Source organism: Tolypothrix tenuis PCC 7101, from assembly GCF_963874875.1.
GTDB lineage: Bacteria > Cyanobacteriota > Cyanobacteriia > Cyanobacteriales > Nostocaceae > Aulosira > Aulosira tenue.
Map to the genome: position 1 here is coordinate 4,387,421 of NZ_CAWNJS010000001.1, position 24,336 is coordinate 4,411,756.

The window sequence follows — 24,336 nt, forward strand, 5'->3', positions numbered from 1 at the left end:
CGATCGCGCTGGAATAATTGGCACGCAATTCTACAAAAAATATCCTGAGCGCAAGTCATTGATACTATTTTTCACAGCTTGAATTATGTAATTAATATCTTCATCTGTATGCGCTGTTGATAAGAAGCCACTACCACCTCGGCTCAAAAATCCTCGCTTGATTAAATGATAAGTTAACAAACTTAAACCCAGTGGTAGAGATTGTTCGGAGTTCGTAGTATTTCCAGAAGTAGCAGGGCCAAATAATGAGCCAAAATTAATCATCTTCACGGGTATTTTTTCAGCTTCAAAGTAGGCATTTAAAGTATTAACAAACCCTGCTGTGCGTTGATTTAAATTTGATTGCAACGTAGCACCTTGAGTTTTGAGATACTTCAACACAGCTTTTGCAGCAGCTAAAGATAAAGGATGCTTACAATGTGTCCCTGCAAATAATGTTGTTTCTATCTTAGGGAAGGAAGCATCACCATAGTGCCACATCCCACCATCAATTTTATCCATATAGGCAGCTTTACCAGCGATAACACCTATAGGTAAACCGCCACCAACAATTTTTCCATAAGTAGCTATATCTGCTTTAACACCAAACCATGCTTGTGCGCCACCTGGATGAATTCGGAAACCTGTGACCATTTCATCAAAAATTAAGGCAATATCTAATTCTGTTGTTAATTGTCTAAGTTGATGAAGAAATTCTTGTGGTTGTAAATCAACACGACTAGTTTGTACAGGTTCAACTAAAACAGCAGCTAATTCATGTTTATAAGTTTCTATTAATGCTAATGATTGAGGATTACCATAATCCAGAACTAAAACATCTTCAGCAATTTTAGGGGGAACACCTGAAACTGTTGGTAGTATTTGTAAACTGCCATTAATTTCTTTATTATCAACTAAAGTAGCATCAGAATGACCGTGATATGAACCAGAGAATATTGCTATTTTATTGCGGTTTGTAGCGGCTCTGGCAATACGAATAGCTGACATCACAGCTTCCGTACCTGTATTGCTAAAAGCCACTCGTTCCATTCCAGTCATTTCAGCGATTAACTCAGCAACTTCCCCAGCTAATTCTGTTTGAGGGCCAAGTTGGATACCTTGTTCTAACTGTTCTATTAACGCTGTTTTCACAAAAGATGGATTGTGACCAAACAGATTTATGCCAAATCCCATTGTTACATCTACATATTCATTACCATCAACATCCCAAATTCTGGAACCACAGGATTTTTTTGCCACAATGGGATAGCACATTTCTTTTAGTGCTAAGTTGAATCCTGCGGGAACTCGACTATCAGCTAAGGTAAAACGATAATTCTGTGTCAGTTGTTTAGATGTTTTGGTAAGTTGGTTGTAGTCATTGATGAATTGCTGTAAATAATTTTTTTGTACATCCTCTGGTGAGCTATGAGGTTGCTGTAATTTAGAAATTATTTTTTGCATATATTTCAGTTGCGTTGGGAACAGAAACAAAATTATGACGAACTAGGTGAGAAAAATATGTAGCAAGTAGCTTCTCATCTGTGGTTGGACAAACAATAGAAGTATCTATGAGTCCTCTTTGTGTGTTGCTACAATCAAATTCAAGAGCTACAAAGTTGGAATTTTCAGGTATTGATGCTGATTCACTACTCTTTGTGAGAGTAAATAAGGGAATTAAAGGATATAAAGGATGATCCGGAAAATTATCAGCAATTTTTATTAATTCTTTTTGCCATTGCTCCTCAGATAATTGTTGCAGTGGATATCCAAAAGAGCGAACTACATTAAACAATATCTTCAAGTTAAGAAGCTGTGGATTTAGTACGTGAAAAGTATTGTTTAAAGATTCTTTTTGTCTAGATAAATAAACAATAGCTTTGCTGACATAATCTACAGGTGCTAAACTATCGAAAAATTCTTGTTTGGGAACGCTACCTAGTTGGACGCATCCTATCAGTAATCTGTAGAAAAAGTCATTGGGATTAAATGCACCTGTCTTGCTATGTCCTGATATTCTTCCTGGTCTGTAAATGGAAATTGGTAAGCCGCGATCGCGCGCAATATTAATTAACTTTTCTGCTACCCATTTACTTTGAGTGTAACCACCTTCTGGTATTGGATAATCATCTAGGTGAGATTCTTCGCTAACTAACTTAACTCCAGTACCTGTAGTTGGAGAAAAAACGCTAATAGTAGAAATGAAATGTACAGGTTTAATTTTTATTTCGCTGGCTAACCTTAAAACTTCCTGTGTTCCCAGCACATTAGCAGCTTTGAGTGTGGAGTATGGTGAAGCATGATGCACCCATGCACCATTGTGATAGATAACATCAATTTTCTTGGCTATTGCTGTAAATTGTAATTGCGAAAGTCCTAAAAGCGGTTGAGATAAATCACCTACAACTGGAATAATTCTATAACTTTGAGATTCATTCCAAATGAAGTATGATTCTAGAGCGCGGCGTAGTTTTTGCTTTCCTTCCTCTGCATTAGCAGCACGAACCAAGCAATAAATATCTGCTTGCGTTTGTTGGAGTAGTTCATCTAGTAGAAAAGCACCTAAGAAACCTGTAGCTCCTGTTAAAAATATACAAGCAGGATTAGTTATCTCTTCAATTTTTTTACTTTCACAATTGATTGCTGGATCAAGCACAGCATCGGCTTTAAAATTAAAGGTAGGATGATGAATATTTACAGTTTCTAACCTCTCAATAAGAGTTGCTACTGTGGGTGCATCAAATAGCGTTTGTAAGGGCAAATCTACTTGAAAAACTTGGCGAATACGAGCAAATAAGCGCATAATTAATAAGGAATGACCCCCCAACTCAAAGAAGTCATCATAGATTCCTACTCGTTCCAAACCAAGGACTTCTGCCCAAATTTGTGTGAGTTGTTCTTCTTGTATATTACGTGGAGCTACATAAACTTTTTCTAGCTTTGAATGAGACGCTGCAAATACTGGTAAGAGTTTACGGTTAACTTTGCCATTAGTATTTAATGGTAATGTTTCTAATGGCACAAATCCTGTAGGTAACATATACTCAGGTAGCTGATTTTGTAAAAAGCAACGCAAGTCACTGACTGTAATTGTTGATGCTGTTTTTGGAACAAAGTAAGCTACTAAAAACTTATTACCGCTATTATCTTGTTGTATGTTTACAACTGCTTGGCGTACAGCAGGATGTTGAGAAATAACTGCTTCTATTTCCCCTAGCTCAATCCGAAAACCTCTAATTTTTACTTGTTGGTCAATGCGTCCCAAAAATTCAATATTACCGTCTTCCAAATAGCAAACTAAATCTCCTGTTTTATAGAGATATGAGTCAGGTATTTTACTGTAAGGATTAGGGATAAATTTACTAGCTGTTAAATCTGGACGATTATAGTAATGCCGCGCTAAACCGTCTCCACCAATATATAATTCACCAGGAATACCAACAGGAACGAGTTGCAAATTATTATCTAATATGTAAATCTGGGTGTTGGCAATAGGACGACCAATAGGAACAGAATTTTCTATCTGGCTATCAGCAGTAATAGGATAGCAACAGGTAAATGTAGTATTTTCTGTTGGGCCATAACCATTAATTAGCTGACAGTCTGAATATGCTTTTAAAAACTTCTGTACATGGGTCACAGATAAAACATCACCACCAGCTAAAAGTTGTCGTACTTGCTTTAAATCTTCTAGTTGTTCATCTACAATTAGGTGAAATAAACTAGCAGTCAGCCATAAAGTTGAAACTTGATATTGTTGCAGAACTTTTCCTAAATCTGCCAATAAATTTGTACTGTCACCGGGGAATAAAACTAGCTTTCCACCATTTAATAAGCTACCCCAAATTTCAAAGGTGGCTGCATCGAAGGAAATAGGCGCAGCTTGCAAGAATACTTCTTGTGCATTCAAGTTAGCGTAAGTAGTTTCTTTCACGAGCCTGACTACACCTTGATGAATGATGCTCACACCTTTAGGCGTTCCGGTTGAACCGGAAGTGTACATCATATATGCTAAATTCTGAGGAGTAATTTCAGTGAGCAGATTAATATTACTCTCTTGGCTAATAGTATCTTCTTCTTGATCCAAGCAAATAACTTTAACCGAGAATTGGAATAATTTTGTTAATAACTTGTTTTGGGTTAATAATACTGGTGTCTGTATATCTTCCAGCATCCAGGCTAAACGTTCTGATGGATATGTTGGATCTAATGGTACATAAGCACCTCCAACTTTGAGAATGGCTAGTATAGCAATCACCATTTCTAAGGAACGTTCTAAGCAAATAGCAACTGGAACTTCTGCTTTGATATTTAGTTTTCTGAGATAATGTGCTAACTGATTGGCACGCTGATTTAATTCTTGATAAGTTAATTGCTGTTCTGCAAATACTACCGCCACCGCATCCGGTGTTTTTTCTACCTGTTCTTCAAATAATTGATGGATGCACTTGTGTTTGGGATAATGTGTTTGGGTATTATTCCATTCGATTAATTGTTGATGGATTTCGGCTGCTGTTAATAAAGGTAATGCAGATAGAGATTGGTGAGGATGAGCAACCATACCCTCTAATAATGTTTGCAGATGCCCTAGCATTCGGGTGATGGTGACTGTATCAAAGCGAGAGCGATCAGCTATGCTGGGCGTTTCGCCATCGCTCACAATCTCTAACGCTAATTCTGTACCTACCCCTGCTTTAATTGTGATGGGATAGTTTGTCGTTTCCACAGACCGCACATTATGAATCTGCATTTCTGTAGCCCATGCTTTTAAAGAAGCGTCTACAGGGTAGTTTTCAAATACCAAAATACTCTCGAACAAAGGCAAATCTCTAGGAACTTCACTCCATCCCTGAACTTGCACTAAGGGGCTGTATTCATACTGCTGCGCTTCTACCTGTTGCGCCTGGAGTTTTTGCAGCCAAGGAATCAACAACTCATCCCCAGAAACCTGCACCCGCACTGGCAAGGTGTTAATAAACAGCCCCACCATTGCATCAGAACCAACTAATGCAGGTGGACGACCCGCAGAAGTCGCGCCAAAAACAACATCTTCCTCTCCACTATAACGGCTGAGGAGTATAGCCCAAGCTCCCTGTACTAAAGTATTTACTGTAAGCTTGTGCTGTCGTGCTAAAGATTGTAGTGCAGCAGTTGTGGCTGGTGATAGCTTGAGTGACTGCTCATCATATCCTGTTGCGGTATTTGCAGAACCACTTACTCGCAGCTGTGTCGGTGCAGTAAAACCTTGCAGAACTTTGTGCCAAAATGCTTCTGCTTTAGTTAAATCCTGCTGTGTTAGCCAAGCAATATAGTCTGCATAAGGGCGAGAACGTGGTAACGCTACAACTTGCCCATGACATAGTGCTTCATAAGCCTGGAATACTTGCTGAAGTACTAAAGCCCCAGACCAGCCATCTAAAATGAGATGGTGGCTACTCCAAATAAAATGATAAGTTGCTTGGGCTATCTGTATCAGGGTCAAGCGCATTAGGGGTGCTTGAGAAACATCAAACCCTTGCTGACGGTCAACTTGTAAAAACGCTTCTAGTTGTTCTTGTTGTTCAGATACGGGGAATGCTTGCCAGTCTTGTTGTTGCCAAGGTAACTCTATATTTCTATTGACTACTTGAAATGGCTCTTTATGCTGCTTCCAGTAAAAAGATGTGCGTAAAATAGGATGCTGATTGATAACTTGTTGCCAAGCTTGCTTAAAAGCTGCAATGTTTAGGCTTTTACTAAAGGTATAACAACTTTGAACCACATAAACCCCTGATTCGGGGGCGTACAGGGTATGAAAGAGTATACCTTGCTGCGTAGGTGAAAGTGGATAAATATTTTCAATATTTTTCTTGTTCATTAATAGTTACCTGATTGATAATAAGTTCTTTTAAAAAACCTCTGCGTTGACAAAAACTATAATTCGATTTCTGCCATTAATTCATCTAATTCTTGTTGACTAAATTGCATCTGGGGGAAATCTGAAGGAGTGAACCCACCAGCGTTGGGAGACTGACAGTGGACAATGAGCGATCGCAATGCTTCAATGTATCCTTGAGCTAGTTTTTCTACTGTTGCTAATTCATGTAATGCTTTGCTGTAAGTCCAATCCAGCCGCAACTGTCCTCCGACAATTAATCCATTCACCTCTAGCAAACAGTTACGCTTTCCTCTAGAACTTTGGGTTGCTCCCGTTGATTCCGTCGCAGGTTGAAAAATGGAGGTTTCAGAAATTACTTGGTCAAATTGACCTAAATAATTAAATGTCACCTCTGGTTGGGGTAAAGCTTGCAATTTTTCCGCAATTGATTGTTCGCTGAGATAACGTAGTACGCCATAGTTAATTCCTTTCTGGGGAATACTGCGTAGTTGTTCTTTTATTGTTTTTAATGCTTCTCCAGGGTCAAAAGCTGCTGTAATATCCAATAAAACTGGAAATATAGTAGTAAACCAGCCAACAGTACGGGATAAATCAACGTTTTCTAAAATATCTTCTCTTCCGTGACCTTCCAAATTAACTAAGAGGGAACTATTACCAGTCCATTTTTGAAAAGTTTGGACAAGAGCAGTTAGCAAAATATCATTGATTTGAGTTTGATAAGCTATCGGTACTTCATATAATAAAGATGTCGTTTCTGCTGGAGAGAGACTAACTGAAACTGTACAGGCTGAAGCAACAGTATTTTCTCCGTTGGTAAAGTCAACAGGTAAAGGAGAAATATTTTGATAATGCTGACTCAACCAATAATTAATTTCTGATTTAACATCTGCTAAATTAGTATATTCTTGCAGTTTTTCAGCCCAACTTTTTATCGAAGTTGTTTTGGCTGGTAGTTTGATTTCTTGACTCTGAAGCAGTTGTTGATATGCTGTTTGTAAATCTTCTAGTAATATTCGCCAAGAAACTCCATCAACTGCTAAATGATGAATAATAATTAACAGGCGATAAGGTTGATTTTCTCCCAATTTAAATAATGCAACTTGCACTAATTTTCCCTGAGATAAATTCAGGCTAGCTTGGAGTGCATTAGCTTTCATTTCTAGAGTCTGTCTCTGTTCAGGTTCAGATAAATTTGATAAATCAACGATAGTAAAAGGCGTGATTTTTTCAGGTGCATTAATGCTTGATTGCAAACCGGATGTAGTTTGTACAAACTGCAAGCGTAAAGCATCATGATGAATCAGTAATTGCTGTATAACCTGTTCTAATAAAATTGGGTCACAACTCGAATCTACTGCCAACATTACCGCCTGATTCCAATGGTGGGAATCAAGCAATTCTTGTTCAAAAAACCAATGTTGAATAGGAGTGAGAGCCAAAGAACCTGTAATAATTCCTTGTTCGTTAATAATGTTTGTCTTAGGAACAGCTACCAATGCTAAATCAGCAATGGTTTGATATTCAAATATCTGTTTAGGAGTGAGTTGTAAACCTGCTTGATTAGCTTTAGCAATCATTTGCAGGCTGAGAATAGAATCTCCACCTAATTCAAAAAAGTTGTCGTTAATCCCAACATTTTCTAACCGCAAAACTTCAGACCAAATTTGCACGAGGGTTTCTTCAACAGGAGTGCGTGGTGTTGCAAACAGAGCTTGTAAATCAGGTCTAGCGGTGTCTGGTGCTGGTAGTGCTTTGCGGTCTACTTTGCCATTGGGTAAAAATGATAGGGTATTTAATGTAATAAAAATTGATGGCACCATGTAGTCAGGGAGAGTTTGTTTCAAGAAACTCCGCAGCTCACTAACTGTAGGTGACTGTTCCTGACTAGGAATAATATAAGCTACTAAGCGTTTTTCTCCTGGTACATCTTCCCAAACTAAAACTACAGCTTGTTTGACTTGTAGGTGCTTGGTTAATTGGCTTTCTATTTCTCCTAGTTCAATCCGGAAACCCCTTAGCTTTACTTGTCCATCAATGCGTTCAATAAACTCTATATTTCCATCTGGAAGATAACAAGCTAAATCACCTGTTTTGTATAACTTTGTCCCCGGAAGAAAGGGATTTGGAATAAATTTTTCATCTGTCAAATCTGGACGGTTGAGATAACCCCGCGCTAAACCTGCGCCAGTAATGTAAATTTCACCAGGTACACCGATAGGAACAGGTTGGAGATAAGAGTCTAAGATGTATACTTGGGTATTTGCGATCGCCTTCCCAATCGGTACTACATTTTGCTCATATCCTGGCTGACATCGCCAATATGTTGTATCAATTGTTGCCTCTGTTGGGCCGTATAAATTACAGAGTTCAATACTGGGTAAAATGCTGAAAAAGCTTTCCTGTAAATCACTTGCTAATATTTCTCCACCACAAAATACTCGCCGTAGGCTATGGCAGTTGTATATTTTTGGTTCTGCTAAGAGCGATCGCAACTGTGAAGGTACGAACTGTACAATACTTACCTGCTGTTGTGTAATCAAATCTAGAAGATAAGCATTATCTTGATGTCCACCGGGTTGGGCTAAAATCAAGCACCCTCCAGCTAACAAAGGTGCATAGAATTCCCAAACCGAAGCGTCAAAACTAAACGGTGTTTTTTGCAGCACCCTGTCTGACGCTGTGAGGGGAAATTCTGACTGCATCCACAGCATATGATTGCAGATGGCGCGGTGGGGAATCATCACACCTTTGGGTTGTCCTGTGGAACCGGAGGTGTAAATTACATAGGCTAAGTTTTGGGGTTGAACTTGGCTGTTTGGGGTTTCGCTACTGTGTTGAGCAATGATATTCCAATCTTGGTTTAAGCAGACTATCTGCGCCTCTGTTTGCGGCAATATATCCTGTAAATGTTTTTGAGTTAGTAATACCGATACATCTGCATCAGCAAGCATGAATGCCAAGCGTTCTACAGGATAAGCTGGGTCAAGGGGTACATAAGCGCCACCTGCTTTGAGAACCCCCAACAGTCCTACGACCATTTCTAGAGAACGTTCTACGCAAATCCCCACCAAGCTATCAGAACCTACACCTAAGTTTTGCAAATAGTTTGCGAGTTGATTGGCTTTGCTATTTAACTGACGATAGGTTAATTGTTGATCTGCAAAGATTACTGCTACAGCATCCGGTGTTTTTTCTACCTGTTTTTCAAATAACTCATGAATGCACTTGTTGAAGCTATATTCTGCCTGAGTGTGATTCCAAGCCAACAACTGATGTTGCTCATTTGCCGTTAGTAAGGGCAGTTGTGCTATTTGTTGGTCAGGATTGGCAACAATACCCGCAAGCAATGTCTGTAAATGCTCTCCCATCCGGGTAATAGTGGCAGCATCAAACAAATCAGTATTGTATTCTAACCCACCCCTGATTCCTGACTCAGTTTCCTCCATTAACAAAGTCAAATCAAACTTAGCGGTGCTAGTTTCACTTGGCAAAGTCTGTAAAGTTAAGCCTGATAACTCCACTGCCGACATTGGCGCATTCTGAAGCACAAACATCACTTGAAATAGCGGTGTATGGCTCAAATCACGCTGGGGCTTAAGTTCTTCCACCAACAAATCAAAAGGTAAATCTTGGTGGTCGTAGGCTCCTAATGTAACTTCGCGCACTCTACCTAGCAGTTCTCGGAACGTGGGGTTATCTGATAAGTTAGTCCGTAACACCAATGTATTGACAAAAAAGCCAATTAGCCCTTCTATTTCCGAGCGATCGCGGTTAGCAATTGGTGAACCAACTACAATATCTCCATTACCCGTGTAGCGATATAGCAGCACTTTGAAAGCTGCTAACAAAGTCATAAACAGGGTGCAGCCTTCCTGCTGACTCAAATTTTTGAGATCAACAGTCACATCCTGCGGTAATTGGAAAGATTGTACAGCCCCTCGGTAACTTTGGACATGGGGCCGCGATCGGTCGGTGGGTAACTCTAAAACTGGTAGGTTGTCTCCTAATTGCTGTTTCCAGTATTCTAGATGAGTTGTCAGCACTTCACCTTGTAACCATTGTCGCTGCCAAACAGCATAGTTAGCATACTGAATAGGCAATTCTGGCAGAACAGAAGGTTTGCCACTAAAGTAACTTTCGTAAAGGATTGCAACTTCCCGCACCAATATATCTGTTGACCAACCATCACTAACAATGTGGTGCATGGTAAACAATAAAATATGTTCTGCTTCAGAAAGACGTAGCAAAGTGCTTCTGACTAATGGCCCAGTTGTTAAATCAAAAGGTTGTGCAGCTTCCTGATTTGCTAACTTTTGTGCCTCATTTTCTCGCATTTCGGCTGGTAAAGCTGTCAAATCAATTAACTTAATCGTCAGCTTTTGTTGGGGATGAATTATTTGAATTGCTTCGCCATCCAGAACATTAAATGTAGTTCGTAAAATCTCGTGACGCTGGATGATGGCGTTAAAACTCTGTTCCAGTGCGGCGATATTAAGTACACCATTCAAACGTAAAGCAGCAGAAATATTATAAAAAGGGCTATCTGGTTCTAACTGATTAAGAAACCACAAACGTTGTTGGGCAAAAGATAGTGGTAACTTCTCCGAACTCTCCCTCACAGAAATCGTTGGCATTTCGGGAGATGTGATTCCTTCCTCTTCGAGCAAATAAGCAAGTAGTTCTAGTTTTTGTGCGTCCATCATACCCTCACCTGTTTAGCTGCTTTCCGGTTTTCAAGTGCTTGTTGTGCCTCTTCCGCAGACATCCCCTCTAGCTGTTTAACGATTTGTGCTATCTTTGCCGTCATTCCTGGTTTAGATTCATAAGCAATTAGTTTTTGGGATAATTCCGCTACTGTGGGTGATTCAAACAAACAACGCAGAGGTATGTCTAATTTAAAAGTTTCTCGAATGCGGGAGATAACTTGAGTTGCTAACAAGGAGTGTCCACCTAAGTCAAAAAAGTTGTCGTAAATGCCAACTCGCTCAACCCGAAGAATTTTCGCCCAAATGCCTATCAATACTTCTTCAATAGCGTTACGAGGAGGTACAAAACTATCTGGAAAAGTGACTATGTTTGTGTCAGGTTTGGGTAGTGACCGCCTATCTACTTTACCATTTGGTAAAAGTGGTAATTTTGGCAGAAATACAAAAGCAGAGGGAATCATATATTGCGGCAGCTTTGGTTTGAGAAAATCACAAAGCTGTGAAATTTCCAATGAAGGAAATGATGAATTTTGAATTACATAAGCTACCAAGCGTTTATTTTTCGGTTCATCTTCTCTAGCGATAACTACAGCTTTTGCCACAGCCGGATGTTGGCTAAGTACTGCTTCAATTTCTCCCAGTTCAATCCGAAATCCCCGAATTTTAACTTGATTATCTGCTCGACCAACAAAAGCAATATTACCATCAGGTAAATAGCGCGCTAAATCACCAGTTTTGTACAAACTTGCGCCTGGGTGATGACTAAATTTATTAGGTATAAATTTTTGGGCAGTTAACTCTGGGCGGTTATGATAACCTCTAGCTAAACCCTCACCAGCAATATAAAGTTCTCCACAAACGCCAATCGGTACTGGCTGTAAATAAGAATCTAAAATGTAAATTTGGGTGTTGGCAAATGGTCTGCCAATGGGTACTAACTGTTCTGTTGATAAATTTGTGCTAGAACTTTCGTAATAAGAACTATCAATTGTGGTTTCAGTTAATCCAAAAGAATTAATTAGTCTTGTTTGTTTACCGATAAATGATTTATTTTTTTTGTACTCACCACCATACCAACTATCAGAACCGCAGATGAGCAGTTGCATAAAATCTAGGCTCTGTTGGCTCTTTTCTAAATACTGGATCAGGTTATTTAAAACTACTGGTACAAATTCAGCACAGTCAACTTTTTGTTGGCACATCAAGGCATATAATTTTTCCGGTTCTAGTAGGAATTCACGCGGACAAATAACTAATTTGGCACCAGAACATAAAGCCCGAATGAAATCGCCTGCAAAAACATCGAAGGAGAAATTAGCCATTTGCAGGTGACAAGTTAAAGATGGCAGTTGATAAGCTTGCTCCCAGCTATAATATGCATTGACAAGGCTGCTATGGTTCACCATCACACCCTTTGCTTGACCAGTAGAACCAGAGGTATAGATGAGATATGCTAAATTTTCGGGTGTAACTTTGTTGAGTAAATTTAACTCTGATTCTTGAGCAATGAACGCCCAATCTGCATCTAAACAAACTACTTCACCTTGATAAGCTGGAAGTGCATCGACTAAATGTTTTTGAGTTATTAGTACCTGACAATTTGCATCTTGCACCATGTAACTTAGGCGCTGTGCAGGTTGGTCTGGATCTAGGGGTATGTATGCACCACCAGCTTTGAGTACACCTAAAACTGCGATCGCAATTTCCAGGCTGCGTTCTACACCAATCCCTACTAAGACTTCTGCACCTACACCTAATTTTTGTAAGTAGCGTGCTAACTGATTCGCACGTTGATTTAGTTGTTGATAGGTAAGACTTTGTTCTGCAAATACTACAGCTACTGCATCAGGTGTTTTCTCTACCTGTGCTTCAAATAGTTGATGTATACATTGCTGAGGAAACTCTAGCTGGGTTTGATTCCACTCTACTAGTAGTTGATGTTTCTCGGCTGCGGTTAAGATTGGTAGTTCGTGAAGGCGCACCTCTGGATTAACCGCCATTCCTGACAGCAATGTTTGGAAATGACCTAACATTCGCGTAATGGTAGCAGTATCAAAACGAGTGCTATCCCCAGCAATTCTAATTTCTAACTCAGACCCAGGAATAACGCTAATAGTTAGGGGATAACTGGTGTAGTCAACGGCGCTGAGAGTCTCAATTTCTAAATTTTTTCGCCAATCAGACAACGCCTGATCTACCGGATAATTTTCAAATACCACAATGCTTTCAAATAAAGGTAAACCTCGCGGTATTTCACTCCAACCTTGAATTTCTACCAGTGGAGTATATTCATATTGTCGGATTTCTAATAATTGATGCTGTAACTTTCCTAGCCAAGAAAGTAACGACATTTCTGCGTCCAACTTCACCCGTAAAGGTAGGGTATTAATGAATATTCCTACCATTGACTCGGCTTTTGGTAGTTCTACTGGACGACCGGAAACTGTCACACCATACACTACCTCATTCTCACCACTGTAGCGGCTCAGAAGTAAAGCCCAAGCCCCCTGAACTATGGTGTTGAGGGTTAGTTGATGCTGTTTTGCCCAAGATTTGAGGGCGGTTGTTGTTACAGGTGAGAGTTTGAAACTTTGTTCAATATACTTTTCTGGTTGAGCCGACAAACTGTGAACTTGGAGATGAGTTAAACAAGTGGGTGCTGTGACTCCTTTAAGTGTTTGTCGCCAAAAAGCCTCAGCTTGAGATAAGTCTTGCTGTTGTAACCAAGCAATATACTCAGCGAAGCGATCGCCAAATGGTAAGGTAATTTCTTCACCCTGACACAACGCTTCGTAAACTAAAGCAAAATCTTTGAATACTAACGCTCCTGACCAGCCATCAAGGATAATGTGGTGAGAACTCCAAACGAAGTGGTAATGTTCCTCACCCAAACGAATTAAAGTCAGACGCAATAGAGATTCATCAGATAAATTAAAACCCAATTGGCGATCGCTCAACAACCAAGCCTGGAATTTCGCTTGCTGTTCTTCTGGATCTATCCCCCGCCAATCTAATTTTCGTAGAGGTAATTGGACTTTTTTATTGACAACTTGTAGCGGTTTATCAAGTCCTTCCCAGTGAAAACTAGTACGCAAAGGTGAGTGGTGAGCCACGACTCTTTCCCAAGCTTGTTCAAAAGCCGCAATATTGAGCATTCCCCTTAAGCCATAGCTCAACTGTACAAAATAAGCACCAAATTCGGATTCATACAAGCTGTGAAAAAGAATACCTTGTTGGACGGGGGAAAGTTCGTAGATATTTTCGATATTAACTGTATTCATTGATTTGTCTCCTAAGCTTTTTGGTTGAATTTTGCCAACAATTTATCCAAGTCTTGTTGATTCAACTTGGCTTGGGGGAAATCTGAAGGGGTAAAACCAGCAGTTTCAGGAGATTGGCAATGAATAATGAGCGATCGCAATGCTTGAATAAAACTATTCGCCAATTTTTCCACTGTGGCTTGCTGATGTATGGCTTTGCTGTAAATCCAATTCACTTGCAATTTTCCGCCCGTAACAATTGCTACAACTTCAATTAGATAAACTCGATTACCCCGCAAACTCCGCCCTGAACCTGCGGATTCTTTTGCAGGCGCAAATAGGGAAGACTGGGACATTACTTGGTCTGTTTGTCCTAAATAGTTAAACAGAACCTCAGCTTGGGGTAAGGTTTGGAGTTTTTCGCCCTCATCGCTGAGGTAACGCAGTACACCATAACCAAGTCCGCGATTAGGGATTGCACGGAGTTGCTCTTTGACAGTCTTCAAAGCATTCCCCAAATCTGCAACATTGACTAAATTCAGCAGCACTGGGAAATGGGTAGTAAACCAACCCACAGTCCGCGATAAGTTCACATCCGCAAAAATATCCTCTCGTCCATGTCCTTCCAGTTCCAGCAGCAGGGAATTTTCTGTTGTCCACTCTGCAAATGCTTGTACAAGTGCTGTCAGCAACACATCGTTAATTTGGGTGTGATAAGCCTGATGTATATCCTGTAGTAAAGCTTGGGTTTCTTGTTGGTTGAGGGAAACTGTCACAGTACGAGTTTCAACTAGTGTATTTTTCCCTTCTGTATAGTCTACAGGTAAGGGCGAGATTGGTTTTTCTAGTTGCTTCAACCAATAATTTAACTCTTGCTTGATAGTTGCAGATTGAGCATATTCTTGCAAACGAAAAGCCCACTCTAAAAATGAAATTGTCTTGTGTGGTAAATGTATCGCCTCACCCTGACTTAGCTGCTGATATGCTGTTTGCAAATCTTCGAGTAAAATGCGCCAAGAAAGACCATCAACAGCTAAGTGGTGGATGATAATTAACAGGCGATCGCTAGTTTTTGCACCTAATTCAAACAATGCAAATTTAACTAACGGCCCATCTGATAAATTGAGGCTGGCTTGCAATTCGGTGGCTGTTTTTTCAATAGCAATTTTCTGCTCAATTTCTGGTAACGCTGATAAATCTATGCGGGTGAATATTGCTGTTTCTTCCGCAGCAGAAATAATTTGTTCCCAACCAGATGCTTGCTGATGAAACCGCAGCCGCAGTGCATCATGATATTCAACTAAATATTGTACTAACTGCTCCCACAAATTGATGTCATTACCTGGCTGTATTTCTAACAGTAAAGATTGATTCCAATGATGTGCATCGGGTTGATTTTGAGCAAAGAACCAATATTGAATCGGTGTCAATGGTACTTTACCAGCGATTAATTCAGGTGCTGCGGGTATGTTTTTGCTCTTAGTAACTACCAATGCTAATTCTGCAATCGTGGGGCGGTCAAAAACTTGTTTAGGTGTGAGTTGTAAACCCGCTTGATTAGCTCTTGCAACAATCTGAATACTCAGGATAGAATCGCCGCCTAATTCAAAAAAATTATCTTGAACACCAACCTGTTCTAGCCGTAATACTTGCGCCCAAATATCAGCTAATGTCTTTTCTATAGCAGTGCGAGGAGCCACAAAATTTCCTGATAATTTTGGTTCTGGCAAAGCTTTGAGGTCAATTTTACCATTAGGCAGTTGGGGTATATTGTTGATACGTACAAAAGCCGAAGGAAGCATATATTCTGGGAGTTTTTCTGCCAAAAAATGGCGCAATTCGCTCAATGTTGGAGCTACTTGTCCCGGTTGGGGAACTATATAAGTTACTAAACGTTTTTGAGTTGAATTTTCTGCTCTAGCAATAACTAAATTTTCCCGGATGCTTGGATGTTGAGCTAATGCAGTTTCAATTTCGCCTAATTCAATACGGAAACCCCGAATTTTTACTTGCTGGTCAATACGACCGAGAAATTCTATATTTCCATCTGGTAAATAGCGTGCTAAATCACCTGTTTTGTAGAGACGGCTACCTTCGTTAAAAGGATTGGGAATAAAACGTTCTGCTGTTAAATCAGGACGGTTTAAATAACCTCTAGCTAAATTATCGCCGCCTATATATACTTCACCAGCTACACCTAAAGGAACAGGATGTAAATTCCGGTCAAGTAAGTAAATTTGGGTGTTTGCAATTGGTCTTCCAATAGGAACTGAATTAACTATTTCTGGCGAACAGCAATGATAAACACTACTCCAAACTGTGGCTTCTGTGGGGCCATATTCGTTAAATAAGTCTGCTTGGGGAAGTTTTTCGAGGTGACGATTCACCAATTCTAATGGACAAGATTCACCAGCCGCGATCGCACTCCGCAACGAACTTAATTCTTGTTGGCTTGCTTGTTCTAAAATGACCTTATATAAGGAAGGTAAACCTAATAAATGAGTTACCTGATTTTGGCTAATTAAATTGAGTAAATATGATATATTTTGCTCTCCATCTACTTGGGGGAATACCAAAGTTCCCCCAGAGCATAATGTCCAGAAAATTCCAGCGACGGAACTATCAAAAGCAAAGGAAGAAAGCAATAAGAAACCACCTACAGGTTCTTGATAATAATTAAACCGCGCCTGTGTGGAGTTGACTAAATTTTGATGAGTGATTTGTACACCTTTAGGTTTACCTGTAGAGCCAGAAGTATAGATAACATAAGCTAAATTGGCAGATGTCATCGCCACCGCAGGATTATCTTGACTCTCAAATGCTATTGTTTCCCAGTCACTATCTAAGCAGATAATTCTGGCTTGAGTTTCTGGTAAATCTTGCAGTAAAGATTGCTGAGTTAATAATACTGGCGTTTGCGTATCTTGCAGGATAAATTCTAAGCGTTCTGAAGGATAGTTTGGATCTAATGGTACATAAGCACCACCTGCTTTTAAAATAGCAAGAATACCAATAGCTATTGATAAAGAACGCTCTACACAAATCCCCACTAATACTTCTGGTTGAACACCTAATTTCTGTATGTAATGAGCTAATTGATTAGCCTGTTCATTTAATTCACGGTAGGTTAATTGCTGGTTTTCAAATACCACAGCAATATTATCTGGGGTGCGTTCTGCTTGCGCTTCAAATAGCTGATAAATTAATTGAGATTGATTGTAATCAACTTGGGTATTGTTAAACTCAAATAGTAGTTGTTCAAGTTCGCGATCGCTTAAAATTTCTAAATCACTAATCGCCGCAGCAGGATTAATAATTACACAAGATAATAGCTTCTGAAATTGCGAGATTAAACGTTGAATGTCTTTTGAAGTAAATAAACTATTATCGTACCATAAATCAACAATTAAATTATCTGCTTGGCGAACACAAGATAATTTAAGTTTGAATTTGTCAATACAAACATACTCTTTTAATAAATTAAATGTGACTGTATTGGCAGATACTTGCTGTGCTTGCTCTATAAACTCAAAACAATATGGAAAGCAATTAACGCCCAAGTTTTTACTAAAATCTTGCCAATCAAAATAATCTTGCCATTGATGACCTTGACTAACTGCTTTTTGAACTTCTTCCCATAATTGGTTAAATGATAAATCAGGCTGTAACGAAGACGCTATTGGTAAATATTTTGCAAATAACCCAATAGCAGGTTGTAACTCTTCATACTTACGACCATCATATAATTTAGCAACAACTATGTCAGGATGATCGAGATTCCGCCATAAGATAATTTGCCAGCAAGCTAATAAGAAATTACTTAAATCATCAGTTGGTTTTTGCAAAACTTTCTCAATATCAACTGAAAAATTTTTATCTAATTCCAGCCTGCAAAATTTTGGTTCAAAAACTGCAACATTCTCAAAGCATTTTTGCTCAAAAGGCAACTTCGCATCAAAACAATTAGAAATTTCTTGTTGTTGCCAGTATGCTTTTCCTAATTTAGCATCTTCTGCTGTGAGTAATTCATGTTGCCATTCTGCAATATCCGCGTATTGCAATGCTTTATTAGATAATTCCTCATGATTGCTATTAGCTATATAGCAACGGCTAATTTCCTGTACTAAATTACGCAGTCCAACTGCATCATTTATCATCCCTGGCAAACTTACAAGCAATATATAATGATTAGGCGCAAATTTAATTAACTCTACTTCGGTAAAATTTAAATTTTTAGAACTCTCACTAGTCAAAAATAAATTTAATTTTCGTTCTTTATCGTCATCAGCATAACTAGCCCAATCATCATAAATAATTGATATATCTTGATGTTCAGCAATTACCTGTAACGGAATCATCATCCCTGGTAGACATTGAAAACTGGTACGCAGTATTTCATGTTGATTAACAACATCCTGTAAAGATTGCTTGAGAATCTCTACATCCAAATTACCATCGATAGAAATAGCACACTGAGCAACATAAGAATTATCTTGAGTAACCGCTTGTAATTTCCATAAACGCTCTTGCTGTGGAGAAAGTCGATAACCTGCGACATTTTCTGTTGGCGAAGTATTGTTGATAATTTGCATAACTACATTCCTCTAAATAACTTTTATTTTTAATTACTTTCCCTGTCTGCATAATCTTTGCACCACTCTGCGTTTAAAAAGCAGAATTAGTCAACGGATCAGCCATCCCCACCACGACCTTACGTGACCCCTCAAACGACGAACGACCATGAGCAACCGACATATTATCTAACATTAATAAATCCCCTGCTTCCCAAGGGAATAAAACCATTTCTTGCTGATAAGCTGCGCGTAATTCTGCTAACACTTCCGGTTCAATTGGTGAACCATCACCGTAATAAGTATTATTTGGTAAATCCTCTTCCTTAAACTCTGCTAATAAAGCATTTCTGAGAGTAGGTTCGAGAGTGGAAATGTGGAAGAAAGTTGCATGATTAAACCACACTAATTCACCAGTTTTGGGATGTTTAGCGACTGCTTGACGTAGTTGACGAGTCCGCAAACGATCCCCAGTTTTCCACTCAAATTCAATATTGTTTTTTCGGCAATATTCTTCAACTACAAATTTATCTCTAGTTTGAAATACAGTCTGCCAAGTTAGCCCAAAACCATCATTATAGTTACGGACATACAAGACTTTTTTTTCAATAAATTTTTCCCGAATTTGGGGATGAATGCGCCCAAAAATATTGCGACAGTCTGCAATTGGTGTTTCCCCGCCTTGTTGGGCTGCAATTAAACAACCAAAGTAGATTTTTAACGGCCAAGTTAACCAATAAGTACCCTCGTTATGTAAGAAAATACTTTGCTCGGCAGGGTAGTCTGTTGATGTGTATATTTTATCACCAACTTCATGTCTTGGGGAAGAGCGATCGCGGTATTCTAGCAACTGTCCGCTAGAGGTTAATTTAACAAACTCATTGAATAAAGCTGTTGTATTTATATTAAAATTTCGGAAAAGTAAAGCTCTATGCTTCAACAGCAATGCTTCAATAATCTCTTGATTACTGGCAGCCCATTCTAATAAATTGACCCCAGCTATCGCAGGTTTTACTACCAAAGGAATCCTACTTTCTGGTAGTAGTTGCTCTGTTTCAATGAGAGTATTTTGAGATATTGTAAAAGTTTTGCGAGTGATATTTCCTAAGTTTCTCATATTTTTATCAACTTGGCAATGCTTTACGTTTAGCAAGTTTCAATTTCTGAATACTTGATTTTTCTATGTTTTGAATTTCTACATGATTTACTAATTTCTGATTATCCCCAGCCCCAAAAATCTTGTATTCTGCATTTGCAGATTGAAATATTTCTATTAGAGTCTGGGCGTAATCATGAGAAATTTCCTCTATTTGCTGGTTACTTAATTCAGCAGTATTACAACACAAGGAAAGTTCAATTTGATCAGAAATTACATTTAACCTAAACTCAGCTAAAATCGCAAAGTCTGTAATGTTAAATCCCTGAACATTTAATACTTCTAACTCACCCAATGTTTCCAAACGCTGGTAAACATGAAAGTGAGTAAAATTAAAACAAGTTTCAAAGCGGCGTTCTCCACCTAAATCTTTTTGAATCTGAGCCATTGGATACCATCGGTAGGGCAATAACTTCTGCTCAGTTTCAAAAGCTTGAAATATCAAATCTATCCAACTACCTTGAGGCAGTTTCATCCGCAATGGTAAAGGGTTGAGAAAAAGCCCAAGACAGCGAGTACCATCACTTGTTTCTGGTCGCCCATTCGATGAAATTAGGGTGACTACTTCTGGCTGAAGGCACAGTTTGTTAATTACTCTCAAGTGGGCAGCAAACAGTACGCTTTTGAGTGGAACTTTAGCAGATTGAGCTAGTTTTTTCAGACCTTGAGAAACTTCAGAATTAATAGCTACTTGCACAACACAAACTTCTGAATTTTCCTCCGCAGAACTTTGGGAAATGGGTTGACGAGGTATAGTTGTCTGTGGGCTGTCATGGAGCTTTTGTATCCAATAACTTTGGCATTCCTTTGACTGGATTGCTTGTTTTTGCAAAGCTACAAAGTTACGGAAGGCGTTGGCTGGTGGTGGCGCAATTGGAGAAATTTCTTTACCCAACAGAAAGAAATATAGTTCAAATAATTCAGTTAACATAGAAGCCACACTCCAGCCGTCGAGAATAGCATGATGTTCGGTAAAGCTAAACTGAAATGTTTCTTCGCTACGGCGATGGATTTGAAAGCGCAAAAGTGGTGCAATTGTGCAGTCAAACTTGTTGTTTTTCTCGGCTTCAAACCAAGAAGATAGTATTTCTTCTTGTTCTGCAACAGATAAGTGGCGTAAATCCTCTAACTGACAAGGAACAATAACAGTTTTATAAACTAACTGTAACGGTTCGCTAAAATTACTCAAATCAAAGGAAGTACGTAGCACAGGATGGCGGTTTGCCAGTTGTTGTACGGCGGTATGTAATTTCTCAAAGTCGAGAGGAGCTTTGAGATGAATGCTAGAGACGTTGTGATAAGCTTTGGTGTTGGCACTATACTGACTGTGAAACAGCATTCCTGCCTGAAGCATCGTCAGAGGGTACGCATCCTCTACATCTTGGGGTAACTTACACAAATCCTCTTCAGATATCAGGTTAAACGCTTGGACTTGTTCTGTAGTAGCACTGCTAACTTTTGCCGTTGTCAGTTCTTGAGCTAGTTGATGTATGGTTTGATGTTGAACTATCTGCTGTAGGGAAAGGCTCAAGCCTCGCTCTTTGGCTTTGCTCAATACTTGGATACTGCGGATGGAATCTCCACCTAAAGCAAAAAAGTTATCGTGAATACCAACCTGTTCAACACCCAGGACTTGCACCCAAATATCTACCAACACCTTCTCTTCGGGAGTGGAAGCAGCTACATAAGCTTCGTCTAGTTCTGGTCTAGCACTATTTGGTGTAGGTAACGCCTGACGGTCAACTTTACCGTTAGATGTTAAAGGCACTGCCTCTAGCAGCACAAATGCTGATGGGAGCATATAATCTGGCAGTTGGACTTTCAGCCAGTTTCGTAATTCACTGGTGGTTGGAACCTGTTGGGAGTTGGTAACAATGTAAGCTACCAACTGTTTGTCGCTGGGTTGATCCTCTCGCACTAAAACTACAGTTTCCCGCACTGCTGGGTGTTGTCTGAGGAGTGCTTCAATTTCCCCTAGTTCAATGCGAAACCCTCGGATTTTTACTTGATGGTCGATACGTCCTAAATATTCTAGTTCTCCATTGGGTAAGTAGCGAGCTAAATCGCCTGATTTGTAAAGGTGTGCGTCAGGCTGGTTACTATAAGGGTTGGGAATAAATTTTTGGCTAGTTAATTCGGGACGGTTGAGGTAGCCTCTAGCTAAACCCGCGCCACCAATACACATCTCTCCAGGAACCCCAATCGGTAGTAATGAATTGTGCTTATCCAGGATATATACTTGCAAGTCTGGAATTGGACGACCTATAAAACTACCATTTGCTGTTTTTAAATCTGCTAAAGTTAGGGGACGGTAGGTGACGTGTACAGTGGTTTCAGTAATACCGTACATATTCACCAACTGCGGCGAATCATCTCCGTGACGCTCAAACCAAGGCGCTAAACTTTGGATATCAAGTGCTTCGCCACCAAAGATTACTAAGCGCAGGTTATTAGCAAAGGTCTTGTCACAAGAAGCAGGGGAGCAGGGAGCAGGGAGCAAGGGGGAAGACTTGGAACGGAGATTGCACTCCGCCCCAGTAAGAGCGCCCTGGAAGGGCGGGGCTTGATACCCATGTTCCCCTCCGCCTCTTTGGTCAGATAATTCTTCTTGCTGCATCAATTGGCGGAAAGCTGATGGTGTTTGGTTAAGAATCGTTACCTGCTCTTGACACAACAAGTCACAGAAAGATTGCGGTGTGCGGCTGACCAAGTAAGAAACGACTACGACTCTTCCGCCATAGCAGAGTGCGCCCCAGAGTTCCCAAACCGAGAAGTCGAAAGCATAAGAGTGGAACAGCGTCCAGACATCATGTTCATTGAAATGGAACCATGATTGAGTTGCTTGTAACAGACGCACAACATTCCGATGAGGTATCAATACACCCTTGGGCTGACCTGTAGAGCCAGAGGTGTAAATGATATATGCTAAGTTTTCTGGTGTTAAATTTTTAATATCAGGATTTTTAGTGCTTTCTTGAGAAATGGTGATCCAGTCGGAGTCCAAGCAAATGACCTGGGCTTGATGTTCTGGTAATTTTGTTACTACATCTTTTTGGCTAATTAATACCCGAATTTGGGCATCTTGCAGTATGAAAGCTTGCCGTGACTGAGGATAATTTGGATCTATCGGCACATAAGCACCACCAGCTTTGAGAATAGCTAACAGTCCAATTACCATTTCTAAGGAACGCTCAACGCAAATTCCCACCAGTACCTCTGTCCCGACTCCGAATTTTTGGAGGTAGTTTGCTAGTTGATTGGCTCTTTGGTTCAGTTCCCAGTATGTCAGCTTTTGGTCGGCAAATACTACAGCTACTGCATCTGGTGCTTTCTCTACCTGTGCTTCAAATAGCTGATGTATGCAAAGATTTACCGGATATTCAGTTTGGGTATGATTCCACTCTATTAAGCACTGGTGTTGCTCTCTCTGGGTTAACAACGGTACATCCTTTAACTGCTGCTCTGGATTTGCTACCATACCTTCTAGTAAAGTTTGCAAATGTCCCAGCATTCTGGTGATGGTAGCAGGCTCAAAGGAATGGGTATCGCTGTTAATCTGAAGTTGTAATTGCTCTAAAGGCGCGACAATTAGACATAGAGGATAGTTGCTGCGATTAACAGCACTAAATCCCTCAATCTCTAAGTTTTCTTTGCCTTGGAGTAAGGAAGAATCTACAGGATAGTTTTCAAAGGCAATAAAACTTTGAAATAAAGGTAAGCCTTGAGATATTTCGCTCCATCTCTGAATTTGTACCAAGGGAGTATATTCATATTGTCGTGCTTGGGCTTGTTCAGCTTGCAGGTTTTTCAACCAAGAAATAATAGATTCATCTCCATGCACCCGCACCCGCACAGGTAAGGTATTTACAAATAACCCAACGGCTGATTCTACCCCTGGTAAATTAACTGGACGACCGGAAGTATTAGCCCCAAAAATAACATCATCTTCACCAGAATATCGGCTCAGAAGTAAAGCCCAAGCTCCTTGGACTAAAGTATTGACAGTAATTTGATATTGACGTGCAAAAGATTTGAGTTTTTCTGTAGCTGCTACCGATAATTCAATTTTCTGCTCATTATATTCCTGATTACTAGATGTATTGGCAGCAAATTTATCTACTACCAAAGCTGTCGGTGCAGTAAATCCTTTGAGGGCATTTCGCCAAAAATTTTCTGCTTGCGATAAATCTTGCTGTCGCAACCAACCAATATATTTACGATAGGGAAAAGCAGGTTTTAAGTATGGATTTTGATTAGTAGATAATGCTTGATAAATTTCTAGAAATTCTTTGAACAACACAACCCGCGACCAGCCATCCCAAAGGATGTGATGATTACTCCAAATGAATTGGTAAACATCATCAGCCATTTGAATTAACGCTAACCGCATTAAAGGCGGATGTGAAAGTTCAAAGCCGCGCCTTTGTTCTGTTTGCAAAAAAGCTTCTAGTTTTTGTTGCTGTTGTGCTGAATTTATCCCTCGCCAGTCTTGTTGTTCAAGAGGTAGTTCTACTTGTCGATGTACCACTTGCATAGGTTCTTCTATATCTTCCCAGTGGAAAGAAGAACGCAAAACAGCGTGCCTTTTTGCTAATTGCTGCCAAGCTTGCTCAAAAGCCAAAATATTCAGATTGCCTTTGAGGGTAATATTGTAGCGATCGCAATACACTCCCGACTCTGAATCATAAAGTGTGTGAAAAAGCAATCCCTGCTGTGTAGGTGAGAGTTTATATATATCTTCAATGTTTTCTACTTTCATAAAAATTTTAATACCAAGTTGGATTCA

Annotated in this window: 5 protein-coding genes and 1 pseudogene; all 6 read right to left on the reverse strand. The window is 39.7% G+C overall.

What is annotated here, in order from left to right; all coding sequences use genetic code 11:
* Positions 1–30: 30 nt before the first annotated feature.
* The 6 genes and pseudogenes from AACU25_RS17810 to AACU25_RS17840 all read right to left on the reverse strand — a co-directional run bounded on the left by AACU25_RS17810 (position 31) and on the right by AACU25_RS17840 (position 24,309).
* Complete coding sequence (locus tag AACU25_RS17810) at positions 31–1,443, reverse strand: aspartate aminotransferase family protein (RefSeq protein WP_096577817.1); 1,413 nt, start codon at positions 1,441–1,443, stop codon at positions 31–33.
* Complete coding sequence (locus tag AACU25_RS17815) at positions 1,424–5,836, reverse strand: non-ribosomal peptide synthetase family protein (RefSeq protein ID WP_096577819.1); 4,413 nt, start codon at positions 5,834–5,836, stop codon at positions 1,424–1,426. Before AACU25_RS17815 ends, AACU25_RS17810 begins: the two co-directional genes overlap by 20 nt.
* Positions 5,837–5,892: 56 nt before the next feature.
* Positions 5,893–13,844: pseudogene (locus AACU25_RS37080) on the reverse strand (amino acid adenylation domain-containing protein); the annotation flags it as partial.
* Positions 13,845–13,855: 11 nt separating this feature from the next.
* Positions 13,856–18,415 (reverse strand): non-ribosomal peptide synthetase, encoded by a 4,560-nt coding sequence (locus tag AACU25_RS17830; RefSeq protein ID WP_096577825.1) that lies wholly within the window; start codon positions 18,413–18,415, stop codon positions 13,856–13,858.
* Between the two features lie 73 nt (positions 18,416–18,488).
* A complete protein-coding gene (locus AACU25_RS17835; RefSeq protein WP_096577827.1) occupies positions 18,489–19,511 on the reverse strand; it encodes a TauD/TfdA family dioxygenase in 1,023 nt (340 codons plus the stop codon).
* Between the two features lie 7 nt (positions 19,512–19,518).
* Entirely contained in the window at positions 19,519–24,309 is a 4,791-nt protein-coding gene (locus tag AACU25_RS17840) for a condensation domain-containing protein (RefSeq protein ID WP_096716327.1), read from the reverse strand.
* Positions 24,310–24,336 lie beyond the last annotated feature (27 nt).

What these genes read in the sequence shown, in the direction of transcription:
- AACU25_RS17810 (WP_096577817.1), bottom strand. Translation starts at nt 1,443, where the DNA reads ATGCAAAAAATAATTTCTAAATTACAGCAACCTCATAGCTCACCAGAG.
- AACU25_RS17815 (WP_096577819.1), bottom strand. Translation starts at nt 5,836, where the DNA reads ATGAACAAGAAAAATATTGAAAATATTTATCCACTTTCACCTACGCAG.
- AACU25_RS17830 (WP_096577825.1), bottom strand. Translation starts at nt 18,415, where the DNA reads ATGCAAATTATCAACAATACTTCGCCAACAGAAAATGTCGCAGGTTAT.
- AACU25_RS17835 (WP_096577827.1), bottom strand. Translation starts at nt 19,511, where the DNA reads ATGAGAAACTTAGGAAATATCACTCGCAAAACTTTTACAATATCTCAA.
- AACU25_RS17840 (WP_096716327.1), bottom strand. Translation starts at nt 24,309, where the DNA reads ATGAAAGTAGAAAACATTGAAGATATATATAAACTCTCACCTACACAG.